Annotated in this window: 33 protein-coding genes; all 33 read right to left on the minus strand. The window is 27.2% G+C overall.

Going from position 1 to position 24,082, the window contains the following annotated elements; genetic code table 11:
- Nucleotides 1-25: 25 nt before the first annotated feature.
- Entirely contained in the window at nucleotides 26-280 is a 255-nt protein-coding gene (locus I0K12_RS19480; RefSeq protein ID WP_196889848.1) for a hypothetical protein, read from the minus strand.
- A gap of 48 nt (nucleotides 281-328) precedes the next feature.
- The gene (locus tag I0K12_RS19485) at nucleotides 329-580 is read right to left on the minus strand and encodes a hypothetical protein (RefSeq protein ID WP_196889850.1); all 252 of its coding nucleotides are present in this window, start codon (nucleotides 578-580) and stop codon (nucleotides 329-331) included.
- Between the two features lie 52 nt (nucleotides 581-632).
- Nucleotides 633-2,231: an alpha/beta hydrolase gene (locus I0K12_RS19490; RefSeq protein ID WP_196889852.1), complete on the minus strand. Its 1,599-nt coding sequence runs from the start codon at nucleotides 2,229-2,231 to the stop codon at nucleotides 633-635.
- Between the two features lie 116 nt (nucleotides 2,232-2,347).
- Nucleotides 2,348-2,632, minus strand: coding sequence for a hypothetical protein (locus I0K12_RS19495; RefSeq protein WP_196889853.1), 285 nt, complete (start codon nucleotides 2,630-2,632; stop codon nucleotides 2,348-2,350).
- A 195-nt stretch (nucleotides 2,633-2,827) separates the two neighbouring features.
- Nucleotides 2,828-3,277 carry a hypothetical protein gene (locus I0K12_RS19500; RefSeq protein ID WP_196889854.1) on the minus strand — a complete coding sequence of 150 codons (450 nt, stop codon included), beginning with the start codon at nucleotides 3,275-3,277 and terminating at the stop codon, nucleotides 2,828-2,830.
- 141 nt (nucleotides 3,278-3,418) lie between these two features.
- Nucleotides 3,419-4,321, minus strand: coding sequence for a tetratricopeptide repeat protein (locus tag I0K12_RS19505; RefSeq protein WP_196889855.1), 903 nt, complete (start codon nucleotides 4,319-4,321; stop codon nucleotides 3,419-3,421).
- Between the two features lie 177 nt (nucleotides 4,322-4,498).
- The gene (locus I0K12_RS19510) at nucleotides 4,499-5,263 is read right to left on the minus strand and encodes a hypothetical protein (RefSeq protein ID WP_196889856.1); all 765 of its coding nucleotides are present in this window, start codon (nucleotides 5,261-5,263) and stop codon (nucleotides 4,499-4,501) included.
- An 84-nt stretch (nucleotides 5,264-5,347) separates the two neighbouring features.
- Nucleotides 5,348-5,689 (minus strand): Imm8 family immunity protein, encoded by a 342-nt coding sequence (locus tag I0K12_RS19515; RefSeq protein ID WP_196889857.1) that lies wholly within the window; start codon nucleotides 5,687-5,689, stop codon nucleotides 5,348-5,350.
- Nucleotides 5,690-5,772: 83 nt separating this feature from the next.
- A complete protein-coding gene (locus I0K12_RS19520; RefSeq protein WP_196889858.1) occupies nucleotides 5,773-6,537 on the minus strand; it encodes a hypothetical protein in 765 nt (254 codons plus the stop codon).
- A 355-nt stretch (nucleotides 6,538-6,892) separates the two neighbouring features.
- Entirely contained in the window at nucleotides 6,893-8,011 is a 1,119-nt protein-coding gene (locus I0K12_RS19525) for a two-component regulator propeller domain-containing protein (protein WP_196889859.1), read from the minus strand.
- 422 nt (nucleotides 8,012-8,433) lie between these two features.
- Nucleotides 8,434-8,769, minus strand: coding sequence for a hypothetical protein (locus I0K12_RS19530; protein WP_196889860.1), 336 nt, complete (start codon nucleotides 8,767-8,769; stop codon nucleotides 8,434-8,436).
- 71 nt (nucleotides 8,770-8,840) lie between these two features.
- The gene (locus I0K12_RS19535; protein WP_196889861.1) at nucleotides 8,841-9,746 is read right to left on the minus strand and encodes a hypothetical protein; all 906 of its coding nucleotides are present in this window, start codon (nucleotides 9,744-9,746) and stop codon (nucleotides 8,841-8,843) included.
- Between the two features lie 65 nt (nucleotides 9,747-9,811).
- On the minus strand, nucleotides 9,812-10,270 hold the full coding sequence (locus I0K12_RS19540; RefSeq protein ID WP_196889862.1) for a hypothetical protein: 459 nt from the start codon (nucleotides 10,268-10,270) through the stop codon (nucleotides 9,812-9,814).
- A gap of 169 nt (nucleotides 10,271-10,439) precedes the next feature.
- Entirely contained in the window at nucleotides 10,440-10,880 is a 441-nt protein-coding gene (locus tag I0K12_RS19545; protein ID WP_196889863.1) for an SMI1/KNR4 family protein, read from the minus strand.
- A gap of 433 nt (nucleotides 10,881-11,313) precedes the next feature.
- A complete protein-coding gene (locus tag I0K12_RS19550; protein WP_196889864.1) occupies nucleotides 11,314-11,469 on the minus strand; it encodes a hypothetical protein in 156 nt (51 codons plus the stop codon).
- A 134-nt stretch (nucleotides 11,470-11,603) separates the two neighbouring features.
- Nucleotides 11,604-12,689 carry a hypothetical protein gene (locus I0K12_RS19555; protein WP_196889865.1) on the minus strand — a complete coding sequence of 362 codons (1,086 nt, stop codon included), beginning with the start codon at nucleotides 12,687-12,689 and terminating at the stop codon, nucleotides 11,604-11,606.
- Nucleotides 12,690-13,051: 362 nt separating this feature from the next.
- Nucleotides 13,052-13,690, minus strand: a complete 639-nt coding sequence (locus I0K12_RS19560; protein ID WP_196889866.1) for a hypothetical protein — start codon at nucleotides 13,688-13,690, stop codon at nucleotides 13,052-13,054.
- A 13-nt stretch (nucleotides 13,691-13,703) separates the two neighbouring features.
- A complete protein-coding gene (locus tag I0K12_RS19565; RefSeq protein WP_196889867.1) occupies nucleotides 13,704-14,273 on the minus strand; it encodes a hypothetical protein in 570 nt (189 codons plus the stop codon).
- A 37-nt stretch (nucleotides 14,274-14,310) separates the two neighbouring features.
- Complete coding sequence (locus I0K12_RS19570; protein ID WP_196889868.1) at nucleotides 14,311-14,952, minus strand: hypothetical protein; 642 nt, start codon at nucleotides 14,950-14,952, stop codon at nucleotides 14,311-14,313.
- Nucleotides 14,953-15,030: 78 nt separating this feature from the next.
- Nucleotides 15,031-15,549 (minus strand): hypothetical protein, encoded by a 519-nt coding sequence (locus I0K12_RS19575; protein WP_196889869.1) that lies wholly within the window; start codon nucleotides 15,547-15,549, stop codon nucleotides 15,031-15,033.
- A 106-nt stretch (nucleotides 15,550-15,655) separates the two neighbouring features.
- Nucleotides 15,656-16,330 carry a hypothetical protein gene (locus I0K12_RS19580; protein ID WP_196889870.1) on the minus strand — a complete coding sequence of 225 codons (675 nt, stop codon included), beginning with the start codon at nucleotides 16,328-16,330 and terminating at the stop codon, nucleotides 15,656-15,658.
- An 18-nt stretch (nucleotides 16,331-16,348) separates the two neighbouring features.
- The gene (locus tag I0K12_RS19585; protein WP_196889871.1) at nucleotides 16,349-16,738 is read right to left on the minus strand and encodes a hypothetical protein; all 390 of its coding nucleotides are present in this window, start codon (nucleotides 16,736-16,738) and stop codon (nucleotides 16,349-16,351) included.
- A 144-nt stretch (nucleotides 16,739-16,882) separates the two neighbouring features.
- Nucleotides 16,883-17,464 (minus strand): hypothetical protein, encoded by a 582-nt coding sequence (locus tag I0K12_RS19590; RefSeq protein WP_196889872.1) that lies wholly within the window; start codon nucleotides 17,462-17,464, stop codon nucleotides 16,883-16,885.
- A gap of 67 nt (nucleotides 17,465-17,531) precedes the next feature.
- Complete coding sequence (locus I0K12_RS19595) at nucleotides 17,532-17,852, minus strand: hypothetical protein (protein ID WP_196889873.1); 321 nt, start codon at nucleotides 17,850-17,852, stop codon at nucleotides 17,532-17,534.
- 173 nt (nucleotides 17,853-18,025) lie between these two features.
- Nucleotides 18,026-18,457: a PspC domain-containing protein gene (locus tag I0K12_RS19600; protein WP_196889874.1), complete on the minus strand. Its 432-nt coding sequence runs from the start codon at nucleotides 18,455-18,457 to the stop codon at nucleotides 18,026-18,028.
- A gap of 220 nt (nucleotides 18,458-18,677) precedes the next feature.
- Nucleotides 18,678-19,067, minus strand: a complete 390-nt coding sequence (locus I0K12_RS19605) for a hypothetical protein (RefSeq protein ID WP_196889875.1) — start codon at nucleotides 19,065-19,067, stop codon at nucleotides 18,678-18,680.
- A gap of 62 nt (nucleotides 19,068-19,129) precedes the next feature.
- Complete coding sequence (locus I0K12_RS19610) at nucleotides 19,130-19,495, minus strand: hypothetical protein (protein WP_196889876.1); 366 nt, start codon at nucleotides 19,493-19,495, stop codon at nucleotides 19,130-19,132.
- Between the two features lie 70 nt (nucleotides 19,496-19,565).
- Complete coding sequence (locus tag I0K12_RS19615) at nucleotides 19,566-20,174, minus strand: hypothetical protein (RefSeq protein ID WP_196889877.1); 609 nt, start codon at nucleotides 20,172-20,174, stop codon at nucleotides 19,566-19,568.
- A gap of 213 nt (nucleotides 20,175-20,387) precedes the next feature.
- The gene (locus tag I0K12_RS19620) at nucleotides 20,388-20,873 is read right to left on the minus strand and encodes a hypothetical protein (RefSeq protein ID WP_196889878.1); all 486 of its coding nucleotides are present in this window, start codon (nucleotides 20,871-20,873) and stop codon (nucleotides 20,388-20,390) included.
- Between the two features lie 102 nt (nucleotides 20,874-20,975).
- Nucleotides 20,976-21,857 (minus strand): DUF7003 family protein, encoded by an 882-nt coding sequence (locus tag I0K12_RS19625; protein ID WP_196889879.1) that lies wholly within the window; start codon nucleotides 21,855-21,857, stop codon nucleotides 20,976-20,978.
- Between the two features lie 130 nt (nucleotides 21,858-21,987).
- Complete coding sequence (locus I0K12_RS19630; RefSeq protein WP_196889880.1) at nucleotides 21,988-22,710, minus strand: endonuclease domain-containing protein; 723 nt, start codon at nucleotides 22,708-22,710, stop codon at nucleotides 21,988-21,990.
- Between the two features lie 92 nt (nucleotides 22,711-22,802).
- A complete protein-coding gene (locus I0K12_RS19635; RefSeq protein WP_196889881.1) occupies nucleotides 22,803-23,189 on the minus strand; it encodes a hypothetical protein in 387 nt (128 codons plus the stop codon).
- Nucleotides 23,190-23,432: 243 nt separating this feature from the next.
- Complete coding sequence (locus I0K12_RS19640; protein WP_196889882.1) at nucleotides 23,433-24,065, minus strand: hypothetical protein; 633 nt, start codon at nucleotides 24,063-24,065, stop codon at nucleotides 23,433-23,435.
- Between the last annotated feature and the right edge of the window lie 17 nt (nucleotides 24,066-24,082).

The following is a 24,082-nucleotide window of genomic DNA, read 5'->3' on the forward strand; positions in this document are numbered from 1 at the left end:
ACTCAGTTCTTTGTTGTATTCAAGTTTATATTCCATAATAAGAATTCATTCCTTCTATAAATTCTTTAGGTGATCTAATTTCATATTGTTCATACTCTTCAATACAGCCTACTATATCATAATTTTCATGTTTGTTTATACGAAAATAATTTTTCACTTTTTCTTTATCTTTTCCAAAAATTAATTCAATATCTAATCCACAACGTGAATCAAAACTTGTATCCATTTTAGCTTCAAATAATAGAGGTATATCTTCTATTTTTCCGATTAAATATAACATAAAAGTTAATTGTCGTAATGTTTCAGTTAACATTGTTTCTTCTCGACATTATTCAATTTCAGCTTTAAGTAAATAATTTATAAACTCTCTTTTATTATTTCTTTCTGAATCAAATATAAGCTCCACTATTTTTTCTCTAAATTTTGATTTTAAATCATCACTCTCGCTCCAATCTTCTTTTCCATTATGAATAAAATCAACTTTTTCTAATATTTTCTTCGGCGGTAAATTTGGACTATATTTTTCAATAATCTCTATAAATTCTTTTGCTTTCATATTTTTTTCACTTGTATGCAACATAACTACAACAAGATTTTTTATTATTTCTAATATCCCTTACGTAAAAGTTTTCTTATTTCAATCCAATTAAAGATATTAATCCATCAGAAAGTGTTCCTCGCCAATTCACAAAGTTATGACTTCCTTTAAACTCATAATAATCCACATTATAACCTTTTATTTTCAAAATATCTCGAAATTGTCTGTTCATTCCAAGCATAGAAGCTCCTGCATCATAAAGCCCAATATCCATATAAAATTTTATAGGTAGTCGTTCGCTTTTCATATACTCATTTATCAGTTTACCATTACTTTCAGGATAAATCCAATGATTTTCATTTTCTGTTCCTTTAATCCAGTATGAACCAGATTGAGATAGAACATTCCCTATAACATCTGAATGATTTAATGCAATAAAACTTGCAGCAAAACCACCTCGACTAGAACCTGCCAAAATAACCTTATCAGACTTAGAATGGATATTGTATTCTGTACGAACCCAAGGTATAAGTTCGGAAGCAATAAAATCTCCAAAATTTTCACTAATCAAATCTTTACTACGTTTTCTCATTGACCAAACTAAAACCGTAACAGTTGGAGGGATTTTTTTATCACTCATAAGATTATCCATAATAGTTGGAGTTGGAATTCTTGATTTACGATTTAATCTTGCTCCATATGTTTCTCCATCAAAAACTATCAATAAATTATGTTTTACTTGAGGATTATAATTTGCAGGTGTATGTATGGTGATTTTTCTTTCTTCATTTAAATATTTACTTTTTATAGAAGTAAGTATTAAAGAACCTTTTTCTACATTTTCCCTTTCAGTTATGTATAATTGTTTAGGAGCATTTGGCATTTCTACAACTCCATCGTAAGCATGTTGAACATTTCTATATTCAATCTCATTGTTTGGCCCTGCTTTATCTAAATTAAAATAATTAAACCCATAATTGAATCGTGCGTCTTTAGGAACTCTTTGTGTTACAAAATGAAGTTTTGAGTTTGGTAAGCGCTGAAAACGTAATCCTAAAAAATCAGGACCTCCACTTAACATTACATATTCCGTATTTTCATTTGGCACACAAAAATATGTAACCAACATATTTTTATGATCACCTTCTATAGATTCTATTATGTGCCTTTCAGATTGATTGGAAATAAAAGTATCAATAACACTTTTATCAGTTAGAGATGATTCCCATAAATTATATAATGTTTTCGTTGGAAGTTCTCTTTTAGTAATTCGTTTAGTATTTTCTAGTAAACTTAAAATTTGATTTACTTTTAAGGTATAATTACCATTTTTAGAATCTTTTTCTAAAGAATGAATTACAAATTTGTATTTACCAGTTTGATTGGCAGTAATATCAAATGCCTCATCTCCATCCGTTCCATTAGGACTGTCAATCTGTTTTAAAAACTTCCCATCAGGTTTATAAACATCAATTACAAGATCAAATCCTTTCTGAATAACTTTTCCTATTACTGCCATACCATTTTTTAATTCAATCGTATAAATATGATTTTCTTCAGCAGAAATAGTTTTATTAATAACTTCATTAGCAATTAATTCTTTTCCGTTATTAGTTTGGGCTAATATTGAATTACTAAAATTTATTGTAAAAAATATCAGGGTAAGTATTGAAAATTTATTAAAATGATTCATTTAGTATTTTTTTTCTTTTGTTTCTTTGATTTCTATTATATCTGTACTATAAAATATTTGTAAAAATTAAGTTTTCATAGCAGCAGATATCCAAATGTTTATGAACTTTTTTATTTTTAACTCAGTTCTTTGCTGTGGTTCGTTTTTATTTTTTGATCTTTATATTTTATCACAAACTCTTTTGCTTCATGCAGATTTTTGGGATATGCAACGTAATTATCAGCCTCTGTTTTAAAACAATCTGATTTACCATTTTTATAAATGTGTTGAAAAGGAAATCCATTAAAAATTAAAAACTTCACAAGCTCCCACTTTTTCTTTTCTGTTTTTTTTGGTGGTCTAAATTTATGATTTAAAAAAATCATTTGATTTGAACATATTGGGCATTTATTAATTTTCATTTTTGTAAAATCAACTCCAATGTTTTCCACTCTATAACATTTTAAACATACACTTTTATGTCCCATATATTTTATTTTTAAACACTTTAGTCAGTATTTATACTCTTTAAAACTTTCAACTATTTTTTAAAATTTTTCTTTTAAAATCATTTTACTTGATTTTAAGCTTAACTCTTTATTGAAGTACATTTTTATTTATCCATTCCATTCATACCAGTAATGTCTTCCAAGTCCTAAATCATTAAACAGAAGTAAATAAATTATTAGAAGTACTAAAAACAAAAAAATTGCAATCCATTTATGCAACTTCGACTCATTTTTTGCCCTAAATATTCCTACAACCAATATTACAAAAGCAGGTATAAGTCCTAAAACAAGCATAAGATTTGCAACTCCAAGTCCTTGATGATCATGCCTTCCTCCTGAATATAATTTTATACCAACATCATGAATCATTATTAATCCTGCAAGTATAATACTTTTCCAAATAGGACTTAATTTATCATTTAAAATTCCTACCAAAATTGAAATAATAATTATTACAATTGGTGTAAACAAAATTCCATTAGGAGCAAAAAAATGACCAATTAAATCATTCGTAATTACAACACCTAATGATATTAATATGGTTATTATATTTTTCATTACAATTCTTACTTAATATATTTTTCAATAGATTTCTTTTTATTTAATTTCTTCCTTATTTCTATTTTAGCTTCTTTTTCAGTTTTTTGCATTATTTGAATTTCATTTTTCTTTAATTATTACTAACAGTTTGTATAAGTTTCACATTTTTCGTTTTCTTTTGATTATCCAAATAACAAAAATGATAAATAACACGAACCCTCCAAATGCTATAAACAGAACTGTCATAGTATTTTGTTTTACAAATCCAATTGTTGCTTCAGTTCGTTCTGCTTTTTTAGCTAGTGATTTGAATTCAGAAATTCTATCATTCATTAGCTCTGATTCAAATCCATACTCTCTAGCCGCTTCGTAACTTTCCAAAGCCGCTTCAACATCTCTTATTTGAGCTAAAATATTTCCTAAGTCAAAATAAAGATTACCAACAATTATATTTCTAGGTTTAACAAAAGCAGTTCTTTCCCTCAATTGATGCCAAATATGATCTTTTAACTTCTCTAGATCATAATTATTTAGATTGGTTGGTATTTTACTATTTCCAAAATCTAACCCTAGAATTGAAGTTTTTATATTAGCTGATTTCGAAAGTTTGTATTCCAAAATTTTGATATGAATCCATTCAGAGCCTTTATGTGATTCTGGATTTAACTCTATTGATTTTTTAATCCAAGTTAATGCAGCGTCAGGTTTACCCATCAGTTCATAAATAGTCCCAAGATTAGAAGCAGTAGTATACAGATTCGGCTTTATCTGCTCAATTTCTTCATAGATTTTTTTTGCTTTTTGATATTCTCCTAAATATGTCAGTGTAGCTGCATAATCAGAATAGTACTCTAAAGAATCAGAACGTTTATACGCAGCCAATAATTCTTCAGACTTATTAATCAATTTTAAAGTATCAATTTCTCTATTCCACACTTTTCCGCTTGAAGGATCCGTGTATACGACTTCTCCTGTTAAAAGTGTTCTATACTCATTTATGCAAGCGAAAGAACTTCCGATTGAAAGTATTAAAGTGATGATTAAAAGTTTTTTTTTCGTCATTTTCAATAATTGTTTTACTTGATTTTTAAAAAAATCCTTTATTATACAATGTTTTTATTCACTTTTTAATTAAAATCTATAACCTAAATGCACTCCAAATCTCGTAACAAAACTTTATTAAAATATTTAACAATGATTAGTATAAAAAGTATTTAAACATACCAGATATTGGTTTATTTATTTCTCCCAAATCTTCCTTACTAATTTCAATAGTTTTGGCTTTTCATTTTTATTCTTTTGAGTCATCTTTTTGACATCTTCCATTGTCATTTTAACTACATTGGCTTTTTCCCATTCTTCATATGTTGGCTGTTTTAATTCTGCGCCACCTTTGTGCGGAGTTTGGTTAAAACCTTTAGGAGGCAATGGTAATCTGTCTTCACACTCTTTTGAGCATAGATTTGTAAGTAAAGGCACATTATCCGTATCTATTCTTAATGTAATCCATAGTTGATTTGTCTCATTATAAGACATGCTTTTATCACAAACACTACACTTGACTCTTTCTCCTTCATATCTCACCGGATTATGATCCAACTTAGGAAACGGTTTTCTATTTTTGTAATTACCAAAAAGAGCTCTTGCACTTATTCTTCTGTCCTTTAAATTCTTACATTTAGTAAGTTCATACGGAAACCATTTTAAATCATATGAAGTATATGGATCAAAATATTCTAATGATTCCATTTGACCAATTTCAGGAGGAATTCTTTTAAGATTACTTCCATAAAGCCAAACTTTCTTAACTTTTTTTAGTTTCTTGATAGATTCTGGCAAAGTATATATCTGAGCAAACAATTCATCTCTCAAATAATCCCTTGGAGAAAATACATCATCGCCTTTCTCAGCAACAATATCGACATATTCACAAAACTTCTTCCAAGCTTCAGAATTCCTATCCTGAACGTTATTTTTGATTTTCGATATAATATTATTACTCATTTTCTCTAAAAATGTAACGGTTTGTGTAAGTTTAATTTCTTGTATTGCGCCCCTAGAGCAATAAGTGAAATTTGTACATTGTTATTAGCTTTTATATTCCTCTATATTAAAATTTGAATTCATATAATCCAAAAAACCTTCATTATTTAATTCCTTCATTTTCAATTCAATTTTCTCTTCTATATATTTTAATACAATGTCAAAAGAATATTTTTCAATTATTTCAATATGATTTAATTCTTCTGAATATTTCTGATTTTCAAATCCAAGTTTATCACATAAAAAGAAATAAAAAGTTTCTACTCCTTCTTCGTTCAATTTCTTAAAATCAATTTCTACTGATATAAAAAAGTTTTCTTTAGGTGAAAAATTTTTCAAATCTGGACAATCTGAACTTCCATAGCTAAAAATTTTATAATCGTTCATTTATTTTCTTACTTAAACTAAAAATTTAAAATACACTTAGTTGCACAAACAACCATATAACTTGCAATGCACTTTTTATTATTTTAAAACATTATACCACAATCATATTCTAATAAAACAGTTTTTTCATACTGTCTAAGTTTATGAGGCCATTGTTGTGTTATACTGAATTTTCTTTCAATGAACCCTTCCCAAGGTCCTAGCGTAACAATTCTAACACTCACGGAATCATTATTATGTACTACTATTTTGGGTTCTGGGTCAATTGATAAGGCCTGTAACTTTTCATTATTCGAAAACTTATAATAAAAGTCATTTTTTAATTCTGTAAACTCTTTAATTCTCTGTTTCGAAGTAATCAGGTCTGTGTGGCCATAATTTGAATGCCCAAATTTACAATAGTTGTCACCAAATAGTGAGAAAACCAAAAATTGAAAATATCCAAAATCCGATTTTATTTGAATAGGTGTTAAGTATTCAACCGAATCTTGATAATCAAATAATTTTTCGGATAGTTTCCAATCTGCAAACTCTCCATCAAACTCCTTAACAGATTTCGATAGTTTGTCCTTAATTTTCATTCCGAGCGAGTCGTTCCTTTCAAATGCTAATATTAATGGTCTACCAGCATCACCGAAGTGTCTATAATGAGACTCAAGCGACCAATTCGAATCAATTTTAAGCTGATCAAAGTAAGTGAGGTAACTCTCGAAATCTAAGTCGCAATAATATGTGCTGTCTTTTTTATCAAATTTTATGTCAGCAAGATTTTGTAATTCAACTAAACCATCAACAAACTTTTCATAACTGTTATCAGGTGGTCGGTTTTCTTTTTGAGAACACGACAAACCACATAAAATAATGACTAAAATGGATATAGTTTTAAGTTTTTTCATTATTATGCATAACTTAATTGTAATAAGAATCTTCGTTATTTCAATTATACCTGTAACCATAAAATTTCTGTAAATTTTAAATTTTCATAGCAGCAGATGTCCAAATATAGAAGAATCCAATTTTTTTAACAAATAAAGAAAATAAATATTTAAATCAACTATCAAAAACTTATAAACACTATATTTTAAAAGAGTTGGTTTAAAAAAAGCATATCAAAATAAATTTTAATATGCTTAGATAAATATCTTATAAGATTAAGATTGTTTTACTTAGTTTTTTAGCTCAGTTATTTATTGTAACTAATTTTTATTTTTTCATTTTAATTACTCCTGCAAATGTCGCAGCCCAAATGATTCCGTTTTTGTCCTTAGCTAACTTCATAACATGAATGCTTGGAACTTCGGAATTTTCGGGTGTATAAATTTCCCATTTGTCACTTTCTAAATCATAACGAATAAGTCCTACGCTATTTAATGCAATCCATAAAACTCCATTCTCTTCATCAAGCAGAAAATCATTTATATCGTTCTTAGAGAAAAGCTTGGAATTCTTTGGTCTTATGGAAGTCCATTCTCCATTTGGTTTCAAAAGCCACATACCTGCTTTTGTCTTGTCTTTACTGTAAAGATCGAACCAAAAATTACCCTTGCTATCTTCAAATACTTGTGAGATAGAACCTTCTTTTAGTGGCGAGTCAGATTCGTTAAACTCAATGGTTTTGTCTTTGTCAATCCTAATATTACCCTCATATGTTCCAATCCACAAACGATCTTGACTATCAACATAAACCCCTGATACATTACTAGAAGGTAGCTTTGAATTAGAGGTATCAATTACATTCCAATTGTCCCCATCATACTTGGCTAAACCTTGCGATGAAGTTAGATAAACATTATTAAAATTATCAGAGTAGATTTTCCTTGGCCAAGCAACAGGTGAATTGATTGAATCGTAAACAGTCCAATTGCTACCGTCAAATTTATATGCTTCCCAACCTGCTGCCAACCAAATATTCCCTTTAGCATCTAATGCACCATGTCTTATTGAAGTTGCTCTATTTTTATTGTATTTAACTGGTTTTAAAGCGGAATTTGTAACTCCAAAAACTTCCATTTGATCATCAGTCATTTTTACAAGTCCATTATCTGTACCAATCCATATATTTTCATTAGTAGACAAAACAGTTCTGGTCATATCCCATGGAAGTTTTGAATTTGATTGTGTTAATACAGTCCATTGAACTGAAAGATCTTTTTCGTCTGAACCCTTGATATCAGGTGTTCCAACGGATTTTAAATTAGTATTATTTTTAAAGTCAAATTGAAGTCTTCTAATTCCTAATTTTCCATTCTGAAAAACGAGTTCAAGAGAAACGGAGACACTTTGAGCTTTTTTGTCTTTCATAGAAGGAGTCCATTTAGACATTGAATAAATAGCGTTTTGCAAGCCCAGTTTTTTAGAGCTAACATTTGTCCTGTTCTCTGAACTTAAAAGACACGCACTTCCTAAAGTGTCAACTAAAATTTGAACTCTTATCGAACCATTGATCTTCTTAAGCTTCTTTTGATTCAAACTGTTTAATATACTCTCTGCAGCATCTTCAGGTAATTCGGCTTTTGGTTCTCCGCAATCAAGACAGAATCGGCTCAATTTGCAATCTTCATATTTTTCAGAATAGAGAAATTGTCCAAAGGACGATTGAGTTATTAGGAATAAAATTCCAATCAAAAGTAATTGTTTTATGTATTTCATTTTTCTTTTAATGTGCTCAACAATTTGACTAAAATATCGTGCAATGGTTAGGTTGGTTAGGCATGCATTTTAGTTTTTATTGGCTAGTTCTTTTTTTAATATTCATTTTCTAATTCCTTAAACATACACTGAAACAAATTCAATGTCTCAAGTTTCTCCATTAAGATAGAATCCGTTTTAATCAGAATGTGAATCATATCTGATTTTTCTTCTGCATCATAAGCAAATTGAAAATCCATCGTGAAGCTCTCTCCTTCAAATCGATAATTTGACCATTGATTCATTTCATCATTTGTTCCAATCAATTTGTATTTTATACTCTCAATTTCGATTTCGTCCAAATCATATTTTGATAATTCTGCGAGCATGGTTAAAATCCCAGTCAGCTTATGACTCCAAAACCAAAATCCATATTCAATCTTTTCTTTCATTTTAATATTTCCCTAATGTTTTATGTAAAATGTGTTGTAATGCATTTTCATATATTGTTTGTGGTTTGTTTTTAATACTCTGAAAACCATTCAAAACTCTCAATTTCTAAATATTCTTTTGGAACTTCTTTTAATACCTTACCCTGTTTATCTGTTGGTCTATATTCTCTTTTTATTGTTTTAATAAATTGTCCTTTTTGAGAAACATCTGGATAAATAAACTCTAAAGTATCAATTTCAAGTCCATTCCACTTATATTTATAAAGTCCAACTTCACCTGGGTGTCCATACCCTACTCCTCTAATTACTTTTTCACTCGCTGAAAAGGTTGGATTTATAAACCTATAGTCGGATGTAAACTTTCCATCTGGTTGATTCAAATATACATTATACACATTTCTTCTACAGCAACCTGATGATGGATACCAATGAACAAGAAAGTCATTTAATTTATCTCCATTTACATCAAATACTGTGTCTCGAATATATGTCATTTCACCTTGTTCTCTTGTAATTAATTCTTCTGTTTTTTCTCCTTTTATCTTATAAATATTTATGTAGGTTGCCCAAGGTACATGTCTACGCAGAAGAAAGTATTTACTTCCATTTTTGAAAACATCGCTAATTTCAATTTCTATATAGATTGAAAATGAATTATCGTAAGATTGAATTTCATATTCCTTTATAAAGTTGTCATTTTGGAATTCTTTTTTCGCAATTTTAAACGCATCTTTTAAAGCAAAATCAAGGCTTAAACTATCAATGTTTTCTTCTTCCTCAATTTGTTTTTTTCTCTCTTCTTTAGTTAGTTTTTTCTCTGATTCAATTCTTTGTGGAGTCGATTTCTTAGTATCAATTAAAGAATTATCAACATCATTTTTTACTTTGATATTAGTGTCCGATTCTTTAACTGTTTGTCCACAACTATAAAGCAGACCGACTACAATTGATATTAGTATGATATTTATTATTTTCATTTCATTTCCGTTAATGACTTGTGTAATTTTGCACTTTTGCGTTGTGTATAAAGAAAAAGTAAATCTTATACTTTGTTATGAGTTATTATTTTCTTTATATAATTTAAGAAATCGATTTTCCATTCTTCACTTATATCAAACCCTTCATATTTAATTAAATAAAAATCAAATATTTGCTCAGGATTAAGTTTCCCAATTGAATTTAAGTATTTAACCTCTTCGATAAATACCTCTCTTTCTCTTTCACGCATTTTACCTTTTTCAGTTGCCTCAAAGTTATTATCAATAATTAATTCTCTTTCTTTTAAAGATAAATCCATTGTTAAATAACTTGTATCTACTGCAACTTTATTTATTTGATTCGATTTCACCTTTCCTTGCCCATCACAATAAGCACATTTTCCAGGTAACCAGCTTAATTCCTTTTTTAATCTTTTAATATCATTCCAATCAACATTTCCTTTCCCTAAACATCTTGGGCATTCTGCTTTTGGTTTATTTAATATATTTGATACTATTTTCATTTATTCAATTGATTTTATATTCTTTTAGAATCCAATAAATTATCTATTTGGATTTTTCTTTTTTTATATTATTGTTTTTTAAAATTAACTACAACGGTTTGTGTAAGTTTCTTCTTCCGTGTTGCGCCTGTGGCAGAAAGTGAAATTTACACTTTGTCAGGCTGCGTTTTTATTCTTTTTTAAATTCATCACACCATATTGCTCTTTCATATCTCAACCATTTCCAAATCTTATTTGACCAAAAACTCCCCATAGTCAAAGTAATTTTATATTCTGGATCATGAGTTATAATTGTCCATTGATTTGCTGAATTAATAATCGATGATTTTAAATACACTTTTATTTTATTATCAAATGTTGCGAAATGAATTTCTTTATTTTCTAAAAGTATCCAATTCTCTATTGAGAATAATTCAAAGTCTGGTTGTAATGTTTTAAAACCATTGTGAAATCTATAAAATTCTTTTGTTTTATCTGGTATAGTAAGTTTCAACCGTTCTTCAACTTCCTTAAAAATTAAATCATCAGCACCTTCTGAAAGAGAAAAAACAAAACTTTCGTTACCATTTTTAATTTTCTCAAGATTTCGCTTAAAGTCTATCAAGTTCATTTATTAACCTTTATAGTTTTTTCAACTTATTTTTCATCTTAATTCTAGGTATTTTATAAGATGTAGCCTAATGGTTTGTGTAAGTTTCGCTTTTTGTGTCGCATCTGTGGCAGGAGGTGAAATTCATACTTTTTTGTACAGCGTTTCATTCAACTTTTCAATTATTTCTTTTCCTTTTGAATCAACTCTTATTAAGGTGTAAATATCTTCATTTTTTTCTCCATTTGTAAACTTGATAACTACATTATTTCCTTCAGTTGTAATTTCTTTAATTTTATCTTTAGGAATTTAGATCCAATTTCTGATTTTAAATAATCGTATAATTTATAACCTCCTGCAATTGTAATAATTATTAGAGTTATTGAAGTTTTTCCATTAAGTATATTTTTAATCATTAAAAAACTTAATATTCCTATTACAATAATTATGAATCCTAACAAACTTGAACTCCTTCTATTATTTTTTTTGAAACTTTTCTAGTTTTCTCTTCTAGGTTTTTCGTTTCACTCCAATTTCCACTTCCTGTTAAATAAATATTCTCAGAATCAATATTTACATATCCTAATTCATATTTAAACCACTCTTTCATTTTAAATTTTGATCAATTGATTATAATATTTTCTTTAATTTAATTCGATACTGTACAACGATTTTTGTAAGTCATGAAGCTTGTGTTGCACCTGCGGAAAGCTTTATGATTTACATTTTGTTGCAAGTAGTTTTTTATTCTCTTTTACTTTCATTTATTCCTGAAATACAATCAATCGCAATAAACACTTGATCTTGTTCTGATTCTTTTTTCCAACCTCTTTCAGATAACTCAGCTCTTATTGTCTCTAAATCTTTATCTTGTTCTAAACAGTAACATACAAAAGTTATTACATCTTCTGGAATTTTTTCAATTTGATAATTCATTAAAATGTTTAATGTTTTTACTTGAGCTATATAAATAGGTAAAACAAGTTGAATTCCCCAACTAACTAATAATCCAATCCAACCAAGATTTAATTCTTTTATTTTTAATCCATTATTAATTTTTAAAGAGATAAATTCAAAAAAACTAATTGAAAAATCATTATTTGAAAGAATAATGAGATATTGTGAATATTGACTTGAAATAAAAGAAATTATTGAAAATCCAATTAATAACAGACGAATCCTATCAAAATCTAAATAGTTCTTCTTTTTCAGAGAAACTCCAAATAAATATCCAATCGAAATTCCTATTCCAAATTCAAACAAGCCTATAATATATCCGAGATTTAACGAAAGAAAACCTATTACAAATCCAATAATTATTGAACTAATTAAACCTACTCCGATGGAAGATTCAATTCTTGATTTTGGAAATTCGTTAGGAGGAGTTAATTCGTTAGGTACTTCATAATCTTCCCAACCATATTTAGAATTATATTCTTTTTCTAATTCTTCTAATTTACCAGAATTACTATATTCTTTTTCTAATCGCTTAAATAAAGCTATAAACAAACCTGTTCTTTTTGAATTACTCCCAAAATCTGTTAGGTTTGAATTTAAGGATTTACTAGATATCTCTAAACTTCCAGAAGTTTTTTTAACAACAGTTATTTTTTCATTTTGTTTATTATAATCTCCGTTATGCTTAGCTTCTACTGAATTTCCATCTGTAAAAACTATCTCCCATTCTAATTCATTGAAAACTTCAATAATTAATGGGATTACATAATTTTCTTTTATTGTTGGTCTATAAGTTTCTTTAAATTCAGGCTTATATTTAAAACTAATTTTTCTTTTAATTGTTGATTCTAATTCTTCTAATTCTATTTTCATTTTTTATTTTTCTAATTACTTGCAACATAACTATAACAAGAATTCCTGCTATTTCTATCATACCTGTAACCATAAAATAATTTCTGTAAAATTTAAATTTTCATAGCAGCAGATGTCCAAATATAGAAGAATCCAATATTATTAACAAGTAAAGAAAATAAATATTTAAATCAACTATCAAACATGTATTAACAGAGGTTTTCAAAAGAATTGAATTAAAAAAAGCATATCAAATAAATTTTAATATGCTTTAGTAAATATTGTATAAAATTAAGTTTTTTTACATGGTTCTAACCCAGTTCTTTGCTATGTGTAGTTTTTATTTTTAATCTAAAATAGATATTCATTATTAAAATTATTTTTCATCCACATTCTGGATTTTTAAAATTAAATGTAAGTTGAAAATCGGCTAAATTAGTAACTCCATGTTTTTCAAAAAGAGATTCCAATTCGTTTTCATCTTGATAGACTAAAATATAAAACTCTCTTTCTTCGCTTTTAAAGTAATTCCTTTCAGGCACTTTTTTTAGTGATTTCACAGCATTTAAAATATTATCATAGTTCTCAATAACTACTTGTGGATTTTTAAATTTAATTCCAATTTGCTTTCCTATTTCTGAATTATCTGAAATATTAATCGTATTACCGAGTCCTTTTTGAAAACCCTTATCTTTATAATTTGTACAAGAAAATACTCTAAAGGAATAACCTCCTATCTCAGATATTAAAACCTTATCTGGATAGTTGTTTGCATCAGAACTTAAATCAATTAGCTTAATTTCTCCTTTACCTTCAATTTTTATTTTTGCACCAATATTTTCAAGGGTAATATCATTAAGTCCCCAAATATCAACTACTGAAACTCCTTCAATTTTATTAAGGTCAGATTCTATTTGATTCATTTCGTATTCATAAAAAAAAGTTTTGTGCATCCAAAGTCCAAATATTGGAATCAGTATGAATAAAGCAAAACCTATTAAGAATAACTTATCCCGTTTCATAAATAATTATTTTTTATATATGCATCGATATTATATAATTTCCCCAATCAGAGCAATCGTTTATATTTTCAGTTCGATTTTTTCTTACACATTCTATTATTTCAATAATATCAATTTCTTTTAACTTTGCTTTTGAATCAATCTGATAAACTTCAACTTCAGGTGCTAAACCTAATTTTATTTTTAATTTAATCTGTTCATCTTTTTTAATTTCAAATTCTAAAGTAAAATTATCATACCCGTATGACTCTACTTTAATACGATACTTCCCTCTTTCAAATTTAAATTTTGTTTTCCCATCAAAATCAGAATATATTTCCGTTTCAATTCCTTTTTCAATATTAATCACTTTTATTATTGAAGAATTCACCTTTCTATTTTGATTATCAAATAATTCAATAAGTGAATTTTGATCTTTAAAATTTTTAAACAATTGATAAGAGCAAGTATTTTTTAAGTTTTCAAATTGGAACCAATACTCATAAGGATACTTTTCATTTTCATCAACTTTATTTAAATGCCATTTTTGTCCAAAACAATTTAACGAAGAAAATATTGTTAATATTATAATTATTTGTTTCATTTTCTAATACACTACAACACCTAGTACTTTATGTTTTTTATCTAATATTGGCAAATGGTTTTCTTTTCATATTATTTTCAAACTTTAAGATAATGTCTTGAAATTTTGATATTAATTTTTCTGTATCAATTTCTAATTTTGGTCTATTCCATAATTCAAATTTTTCTTTATCATTAAATCTTGGCCAAAAAATAAAATCATAATAATAATCCCAAGTTTTTTGTATTAATTCGTTATCAATATCTACCTGAAGATATTGATTCCTTTGGTCTTGATTTATATAATCATCGAATAAACTTATAAAATGTGAAAAACCTTCAATTGTTTTTACATCTGAAAAATTCTCTTTCAAATCATTAATTAAAGAAATCAAGTCATAAGTCGTAGATTCAACCATTTCCATTCCTTTAGTATTTTCCAACCATTGATTTACATTTTCAGACTTATTCAGCTCATTTTTTTCAATTTGAATTTCCCTCCTTAATTCAGTCAAAGATTCGGAAATAAAAATTTCTCCGTTTTTATAAGACAAAATGTGTTCAGTTTTGTTTTCACTATTGTCTCTGTACCAAATTATAAATATTGATTTATGGAAACGTTCTGAACGATATTTAATTATCCAAGTCGAATATTTTTCGCACAAATCTTCAAATTTTCTTGTATTTTCGATGTATGTCATAGCTTTATTAATAATGTTTTGTTTTCTATGTTTCACCTACGTCAAAAGTAAAATTTACTTTTTATTAGTGACTTTTATTTATTCCAATAATAAATCGATTATTCTTTTATTCAAATTTATAATTGGCAAAATAGATTCTTCTTTATTTTCGAATGCTAAACTATATCTCGTTGTTAATTCAAATCTATTTTTAGTTCCCTTTCCTTTTATTAAAGGTTCAAATGTAGATTCATTAGCAATCTCTGTAAGTTTAGATTCCTCAAGTAGTTTCAAGATTTTTCCTTTTAAAACCGGATTAGAATTTTTTATTTTCCATGGTGATTTATTTTGCACAAACAATCTTTTAAAATGACTACGAGTTGAAATTTCAAAATCCTCTTTTGGTTGTTTTAATTCTATTTCAGTAATTATTTCAGCAATATTTTGACTTCCAAATTCATAACTCAAATTGATAAATGAATCTTTATATTCAATTTCTAAATAATGATCTGTTACTGGTAAATTACTTCCAGATAACACATTATTATATTTCGTATTTTCTTGTCTATAATTACAATTTAACTCTTCTGATATTTCAATAAATTTTTCTTCAATCATTATTATATATTTTATTTTTTTTCAATTATTTATGTCGGCTTGTATATTTTTTGTTTTTTATATTTAACCTACCTCAAAAATTCAAATTTTATTTGACAACATTTTTTCAATTTGAATTAACCCAGCTTGAAATAAATTTTTTGTCTGAACTAATTTTCCCAATAACTCTATACTTAGATTGAATTATAAATTTTGAATTAGATAATTTTTCTTTCACAACTTGCCATGGATAATATCCCGAAGAGTGTATAAAAAAATCCCCTTTTTCATTAGAAAGAATAAACCCTGTATGATTATCCAAACCAACTATATACAGTCCATCTCCTATTTTATTTAGTTCTCTTTCAAATTCATTAATATTCAAATATGAAAATCGATAAATATTCTCTTTACTAACTAAGGTTTTAATCATTTTTTCTGAAGCAGCTTGAGCCATTTTGACACGCTTGATTGGAACTCCCATATCTCTCAATGTTGTTGTTACAAAATATCCACAAGCAATAGATCCTTTATTTGGAGTTTCTGTTATTCCGTTATAATCCCAATGAGTTCCATACCAATAAGGAAATATTTGCTTATCGATTAAGTCAATAAATTTATTTCCAAACTCCTCAGTATTAAATTTTGACTTCCTCAATTCATCCTTTTGATTTTTAACCACTTCCAATGAATTCGGATAATCTTTATGATTTAAAATTGGTTCTGAATTCAAACTTGATCTGAAATTCCATAAGAGTATAGGAATCGCAATTAATATTATGATAATTATGTTTTTTTTCATTAAAACTCTTTTTCTTTTTTATTTTCCACCTCTAAATTCATCAATTTTATATACAGTATCAATTTTTCTTAAAAATAAAGCTCCACCTGTTGCACCAACTATTTCATCTGATTCCCCTAGGGATAAAATTATGATTGAATCCAAATCATTAGTATGAAAAATCCCATCTCCACCATTTTTTAAATCGTCGGAAAGATCATGTAAAAATTTAGTATTCCTCAAAGAATCTGACCAATCCATTATTGAATTGAATCCTTTTTTGGTTGTAATCTTTTCTAATTCTGCTGAATTAATTTCTGCTAATACATCCGAAAAATTAGTCAAAGTTTTATCGAATTCGGAATTTGAATCTGAACAACCAACATTTAGTATTAATGTTAAAAGGATTGCAATTTTTATTTTTCTCATTATTCTTTCTATTTATATGCAATTTATTAGTATACCTAGCGAATGAAGTTTGATATATTGTTAGTTTTAGTTGTTTTCAAAAAAATCAAATGATAAAAAAACACTTATAAATTAATTTAATTTTAGCATAATCTATATGTGTTTTTATTCCATTTTAGTTTCTTTAATTTCAATTTCTTTTGGAGGTGGCGGAGGTGGTGTGAAATCTTCTTTTTTATACTCAGCCATTTCGATTGGATACAATTCAGTCATTATTTTTTGATAACGCTCCATATTAAATTCACGATTTCCAAGTCCAGATGTTCTCAGTAAAATATTGCCTCTTTCTGTTGGGTTAATTATTATAAAAAAAGGACTGCTTTTCTTTTCTTGATAATTAACATCAAAATCGGTCATCATTTTTTTCAAATTCAGAGTGTCATCTTTCAAATCATAAAAGACTTTATTAAACCGAATGGATTCATCATCCATCACTCTTTTTTCAATTAGTTGAAGAAATATACTATCATTTGACTTTGTGATTTGTAATTGGTCATATTCCCTCCACATACACATTGATAAATTCACTCCAATATTTAGAGTGTCATTATTTTTCATTTTAGTTGTGAATTCAGAATAATGTTGAGCGACTTTAAATTCAGATATTTCTGGTTTAATATTTTGTTTACAACCATAAATCAAAATTCCAAAAACTAAAATCAATATGTATAACTTTTTATTTCTCATATATTTGCTTACGATTTAAGAAGTCATGAAGCTGTATTACGCACATGACAGCTTTATGATTTACACTTTATTGTAGGACATTTTTTAATTTATAAATTACATCTTCTAATTCATCTTGTTCAAATCCAAACTCTCCTATTTCCCTTTCAATTCTATAATTTGAAATATTAAAACCTTCTTCAGTATCATTATACCAAATAACTTTATCTCTAAATTTTCCAACAACCCAAAACTCCTCTCCTTCTTTTATATACGAATATCCAATCCATTTCTCAGGTTTAATTGAGATTTCATTCCAAATCTTTAAAAGTTCTTTATTCATTTTTAAAACTCCTTCTTCAATTAAATGATTGAGCTCTTCTAGTGTTATTCTGGTAAAATCTGACATTATAAATATATTTTCAATTCCTTCTTTAAAATTCAATGACTCTTTCTCCCTTAAATTGTTCCAATTTAATATTTCATTTTTCAATGCTTGCCATAACGGTTTTTGTAAGTTTTATTTTCTGAGTTGTACAAATGGCAATCAATGAAATTTATACTTTGTTGTAAAACGATTTTTCATAATTCATTCAAATCATTAAATGATTTTTTTTCCATTATTAATTTCACAACTGAAAACCCAAGCACTGCACCTAAAGGAAATCCATAAATCGCCAAAATAATCACTCCTAAAAAACCTGATGAGTCATTTAATAATTCCATCGTTAAATATGCTACTCCACCAAGAAAAACCACTCCTAAAAGACTTCCAATAACGCTTCCTAATATTTGAGTTCTTATTTGGGTTCCTTTTTTTAAATTAATTTTTCTTTCATTAGGAATTGTATTCCACAATATCAAATAAATAAATATTGAGATGTTAATAAAAAATAAAGAAACTACAAAAGCTACTCTTAAAAGTATTGGTTCAATCTTATATCTTTCACCAATAGATTGACAAACACCTCCAATAATCCTATTATTTCCTCGAACTAATTTTACTTTTTTCATTTTTTTCTAGTGTTTTACATTGCGTCTTCGACAAGAAGTGAAATTTACAATTTGTTTTATGCTGTTTTTTTTATTCTGTATTTTATTTTTGATATTTCCAATGAATTTAAATCCTCTTCTTCATATTCTATTATTTTTTCAATCAAATTCATGTCTATTAATTTTATTTAAATCTGATGTTTCTAAATTTTCGAATGAAGTTTTCATTGTTTCATTCATTTTAAAGTTTTAATTTCAATTCATACTCTTCAGCAATTATTTGAAAAACATCATCATATGTATGAAAAATATAATGATTATGTGTCTCTTTTAATTTGTCACTTATCTCTTTATAACTATTGATTAAATCAGAATTAATTACTTTTTCAAAACTTGACGTGTATTCAGAATCTATATACAAATCAAGCTCAGTCATTTTAAACTCAAGAATTCCTTTAAAAATAATTTCATAAGGGATCCATTCTTTCTTTTGAGGAATTTCACATAATGAACCATTTATTTCACCAATTAATTTAATCAGATATGTTCCTTCAAATTCAATTTTATCTAAATAAATAGCATCTCTACCCCAAATTTTTCCTAGCTCTTTAATAATTATTGGTTCTTTCATATTTTTTTTCAATAACATACAACGTTTTGACTAAGCTGCGTTTTAATCCAGTTCAGCTTTTGTTAGCAACTTTTTATTTCGTTATCAATCAGTTTTTCTATCTTACTTACAATTACCATACGATTTTCATAAAATGTTTTAGGGAAATCTAATTCAGGATCTCCATTTAATCTTTTATCTTCTTTAAAGTACACATACAAATCTTTTAGATTTTCAAATGTTCTAGCATATAAAAATCTTTTACCCACTGATATTGAGTAATAATAGTCTTTTGGAGTAAATTGATGGTCCTTATTCAATCCACAAGAACCACAAATAACCTTTCCATTAATGTCTGGTACAACCATTGTCCATCTTATAACGCTTGCAGAAAAAAAGGCAGCTTTCTTTAAACATTTAGGGCATATTATTTCAATGTCTGGTTTCATCTATTTTTTAATAATGTTAGAGCTAAAAAAATTATAATACTTTTTTAGCTTTTGTTATTAAAAGTTTTTTTCAACCAACTTCTTGTCTCCAAAAGTCAACGATTTTGTCATTTTTTATTTTGAATCCATAAACAACCATTGATTCTGTACACCAATCAGGTTCTACCAAAAAGGTGTTGTAAATTTTCAGTCTAAACGAGCAATTCTCCGCATCAAAACGCACAGCAATTTTATCCTTACAAATCTGAGGGTCTGTGTATTCCTTTGGAGCAATATTAAAATGATACTCTTTTTCGAACTGTTTATTCGCAGTTAATGAGTCTAAGCTAATATCAGCGAGAAACTCAATCAAATATTCTGGTGTCAAGTCGACCATTATTGAAGTATCTTGATCATTGTTAAGGTATTGCACCTTTCTTATTGAATCAAGTTTTGAAAAAAAATCTTCTTGAAGTTCTTTATCTTTTAGGTTCAAAAAATCTTCAATTTTTCCCAAACAAGTGGTAGAAGAAATTGGATCTAAATCTTTTTCAATTGACTTCTCATATTCTTCTCTCAGGTCTTTATCAGGTTCAGGAACAAGTTCCATTCTAACAGATGTAGCAGTATTTTCTTTTTTCTCTGCATTATCGCATCCAAAAAATGTCAAGACAGTCAATATGTAAATTATATTTTTCATTTTCCTAATGTGTACCTAACGGTCTTGTGTATGAAACGTAGCGTGCAAAAAAACACTGACTTTTCGGATTAACACAAAGCCGAATTTTATATTTTGTTTTAATTTTTCTCTTTTTAGAAACCAAATTTAAAAATTTGGTGAACTTTCTAAATATAAACAAACTTTACAGTTAAAGAATATTAGCTATGTTTTATACACCATATTAAAACTAAATTATATTCCTTCATATTTTGTTGCAACAAATTTTAGATTCTTTATTCCTTCATCCAAACAGTCTGCTAAATTTGTCTTCCATATTTTTAATTCAATAAATGAGTTATTTTTTTCTACAATTCTATAGGTTCCAATACGAAAGTGTATTTTAAATCTTAAAAAAAAGTTTTTTAGTCTTGATTTTTCTTCTATTATCTTTTCTCCATTAATAAATTCCATAAAATCAAATCGATCTATATTTTCTCCAACTATCTTTTGGATATTATTTTTGTCTAAATAATAGATATTTTTGGTCGTCAACAGTATTTTTCGTCTTCTGTTAAATTTTATTAGAGCGACTTCTAATTCATTACTTTCAAGATTATACTTCTCTTTTAGTATATTATTTGAATCATCGAAAAATGTTATTCCTCTAGAATTTCGATAATATTTAATTTTCAACAGTATCTGTTTTCGTATGTATTCTTTATTCTTTCTGATTTTCATAGGATTTTTTTAGTTTGGATACTTATTGCAAATATTTAGTATATGAACATAGCATCCCGCAAGGAGCTATGATTTCATATACAATGTTAGCTGTTTTTCTTTTTATAAATTTCCTGACTCCCAATTTTTCCAACTATTGTTTGCTTTTTGAGTTGGTTTCCAATTTGAAGAATCTCTCGTTGTCAAGATCTTTGCAATTAGCTTATAGGTTTCTTGTTGACTTGGTGGATTTATTTTCTCGTACGCACTAACAAAATGAAACTCATCAATTGTCATAAGTTTTGGAATGTCTTTTGGGATATGTTCACGTATTTCATTTTCTGTCGCACATAATAACGAAGGATTTGTTTCGTGTAAATATCTTATGAAGTCTCCAAAGCCAATCAGTTTTTTCGGGTTGTCATAATCAAAGATTTCAATCCCTACTTTTTCATAGTTTAAGTAGTTGTTGTCAAAAGGAACATATTTATCACGGATTTTAATTTCTTTAATGTCCTGTCCGATTAGTTCAAATGTTTCCATTTCATCACCCTCCTTATTCTCAATCCTCTCAAATTCAGTTGGGTCGATTAGAAATACACGACTTGAATTAGTAATGTAGTTTCTTTTAGGATATTTATCAATCGGATAGTCAATACAATTTCCTACATAGTTCAATTCTATTTCGGCAGAAGTTACGCGATTTTGGTACCCACTTTTCTCAAATACAATAGCCCACCTTGTTGAATCAGCAAATAAGTGAATTTTACTACCAGCAGTTTCAAAATAACCGTGTTCCAAGTCAAGGAAAAAATTGTATTTGATGTCTACAGGTCGTCCTTGTGGATAGTATTCACTTGGTGTTTGATTGAAAGCTAAATCTAATTGCTTAAGTATTTCTATTTCATTAAATGGCATTCCTTTATTGTTGTTTGAGTTGTCTACAAAAATTCCAGAACACGAGAATAGAACCAAGTGTAAAATTATTATTGTGATATTTTTCATAACTCTATATAATACTTTAAAAATCAATGGTTAGCAATTCTGATTTACAGATGTCTTTTTTCTCTTTTTCTTTCGTATAATCTTTGCTTAAAAAGATTATTTTTTTTTCCCGAAATGAAGGGAATTACGGCTATCGGTTTATGTAAGTTGGCATTTCTATCCAATTTTTAATTTCTAATACTATTTTTTCAATATTTTCATTTACTTCTTTACCAGTATATCTTAAAACATTATACCCTAATTCTTGAAGTTTTCTATCAATCCTCTTATCTCTTTGCGCTTGTTCTTCTGTTCTTTCGTGATAAGTATGACCATCCGTATAAACACATAATTTCACACCTCTTTTTTCAATATAAAAATCAGCAATTGTAAGAACATCTTTATAGTTATTCTTTGGATTATCATATGACTTCCCTTCTATTGAAATATAATCTCCATACCAATTCATTGGGTACTGAACTTGAAACTTCACAAATTCGTTATTTAAGGCAAGAAATAGTTTTCTTTCTAAAGGACTTTGTAATTCAAACACACATGTAACACAGTTATGAGTTAATTTGTATTTACAATTTTTACACAATTCATCTTCTTTGAAATACTTGTCTAAAATATTTCCTTTTTCTGAAGTAATATTTAATTTTTCAGATGTTGTAGTTGAATCGACAATTTTTGAAATTTCATCTCTTAATTTAGTTAATTCTTTTAAATTACATCGAAATGTTTTATCCCAATTATATCCTTTCTCTCTTACAGAAACAATAAATTCTGTTATTTCTTTTCCATTATCATCATCTACACCAAACCCTCTTTCAAATCTCTTAATCTTCTCTACTTCAATCGGAATTTTAGCCATATTATTCTGTTAATTTTTCAGTTTACTTACAACAGTTAATACAAAATGCGTTTTAATGCATTTTACAAAGTATTAGTAGTTCGTTTATATTCTTAATACTCAAAATCTTGAGCATTGTCATTCCAATTTATATTTTCCACACCATTTTGGATTATATTTTCAACTATCTTCCCGTTGGGTAAATCGCCAAACCAAATTACAACCAATTCAGAACCATGAAACTCTGGGTTAATTGGCTCATTCGAATGCAACCAAACAATGTAATAGGTTGGTTTTAATCCGTTTTTGAAATCATTTTTGTCTGGTTGGATTTTCAAAAGTTTTCTTGAACCCCAGTTAGAAGGATAAGTAGTCCTATCGAAAATGCTTTTATTCATTCTTTCATTTGGTGAACCCTCTAATAACCCTCCATATGTATATCCGAATTGGAATCCGTCAACTTTAACTTCTCTTCCACAATTCAATTTGATTCTAATCATATTTATGTTTTTATGTCTGCCAACATACCCATAACAGGAATTCCTGTTATTTCTATTATACCTTTACTATAAAATTTCTGTAAATTTTAAATTTCCATAGCAGCAGATGTTCAAATGTAAATGAACTTTTAGAAATAAACAAAAAAGCATATCAAAATACTATTTTAATATGCTTGGATAAATATTGTATGAACTTTAAGACTGTTTTACTTGGTTTTTAACTCTGTTCTTTCTTATGAGCTTTTATATTTTAATTCTAACTGAATTTTTAAATTTAAACCAATCTGAAGTTTCTTTTCTAATCTCAATCTTTAATTTCTCTTTAACCTCTTTTATGAGTCTATCAGCTTTCTTTCCATAAACAAATTTTGAATTATATTCTTTTTCTACAGATCTAATATAGCTTGAAAAATATTTCCTTTCTTTTTCATTTTTTGGTTTTTCAAATAAATATTTAATTCCTTTATTTTCTTCCCAATTAATATCTGTTGTTTCTATATAAATTTCAGCTTCTATAACCTTAAACTCTTCTGAATTATAAATATATTTTTGAATCCTAGCTCCATAAGGTCTTATTGGTGAATCTCCTTTTCTACACCAAAAAGTGTAAAATGTAAGTGTGTCATTATTAATTTCATATTTTGATAATTGTAAAGATTCGCTACTACAATCCCACCTTTTGAATTTTATTCTTTTTTTGAATATAATTTTATTATTACTATTAATTATTTTTAGTTCCGTTATTTCCTCTTGAGGATTATGAATATTACTTTTTTCGATATCAAACTTTAAATCATTTATACTTTCATTTGTATTTTGAGCAACTGAATTATAAATCGAAAATATTAATATGATGTAGAATTTTAGTTGATTCATTTTATTTTAAATTTAGA

This window comes from Aureivirga sp. CE67 (assembly GCF_015767245.1).
Classification (GTDB): domain Bacteria; phylum Bacteroidota; class Bacteroidia; order Flavobacteriales; family Flavobacteriaceae; genus Aureivirga.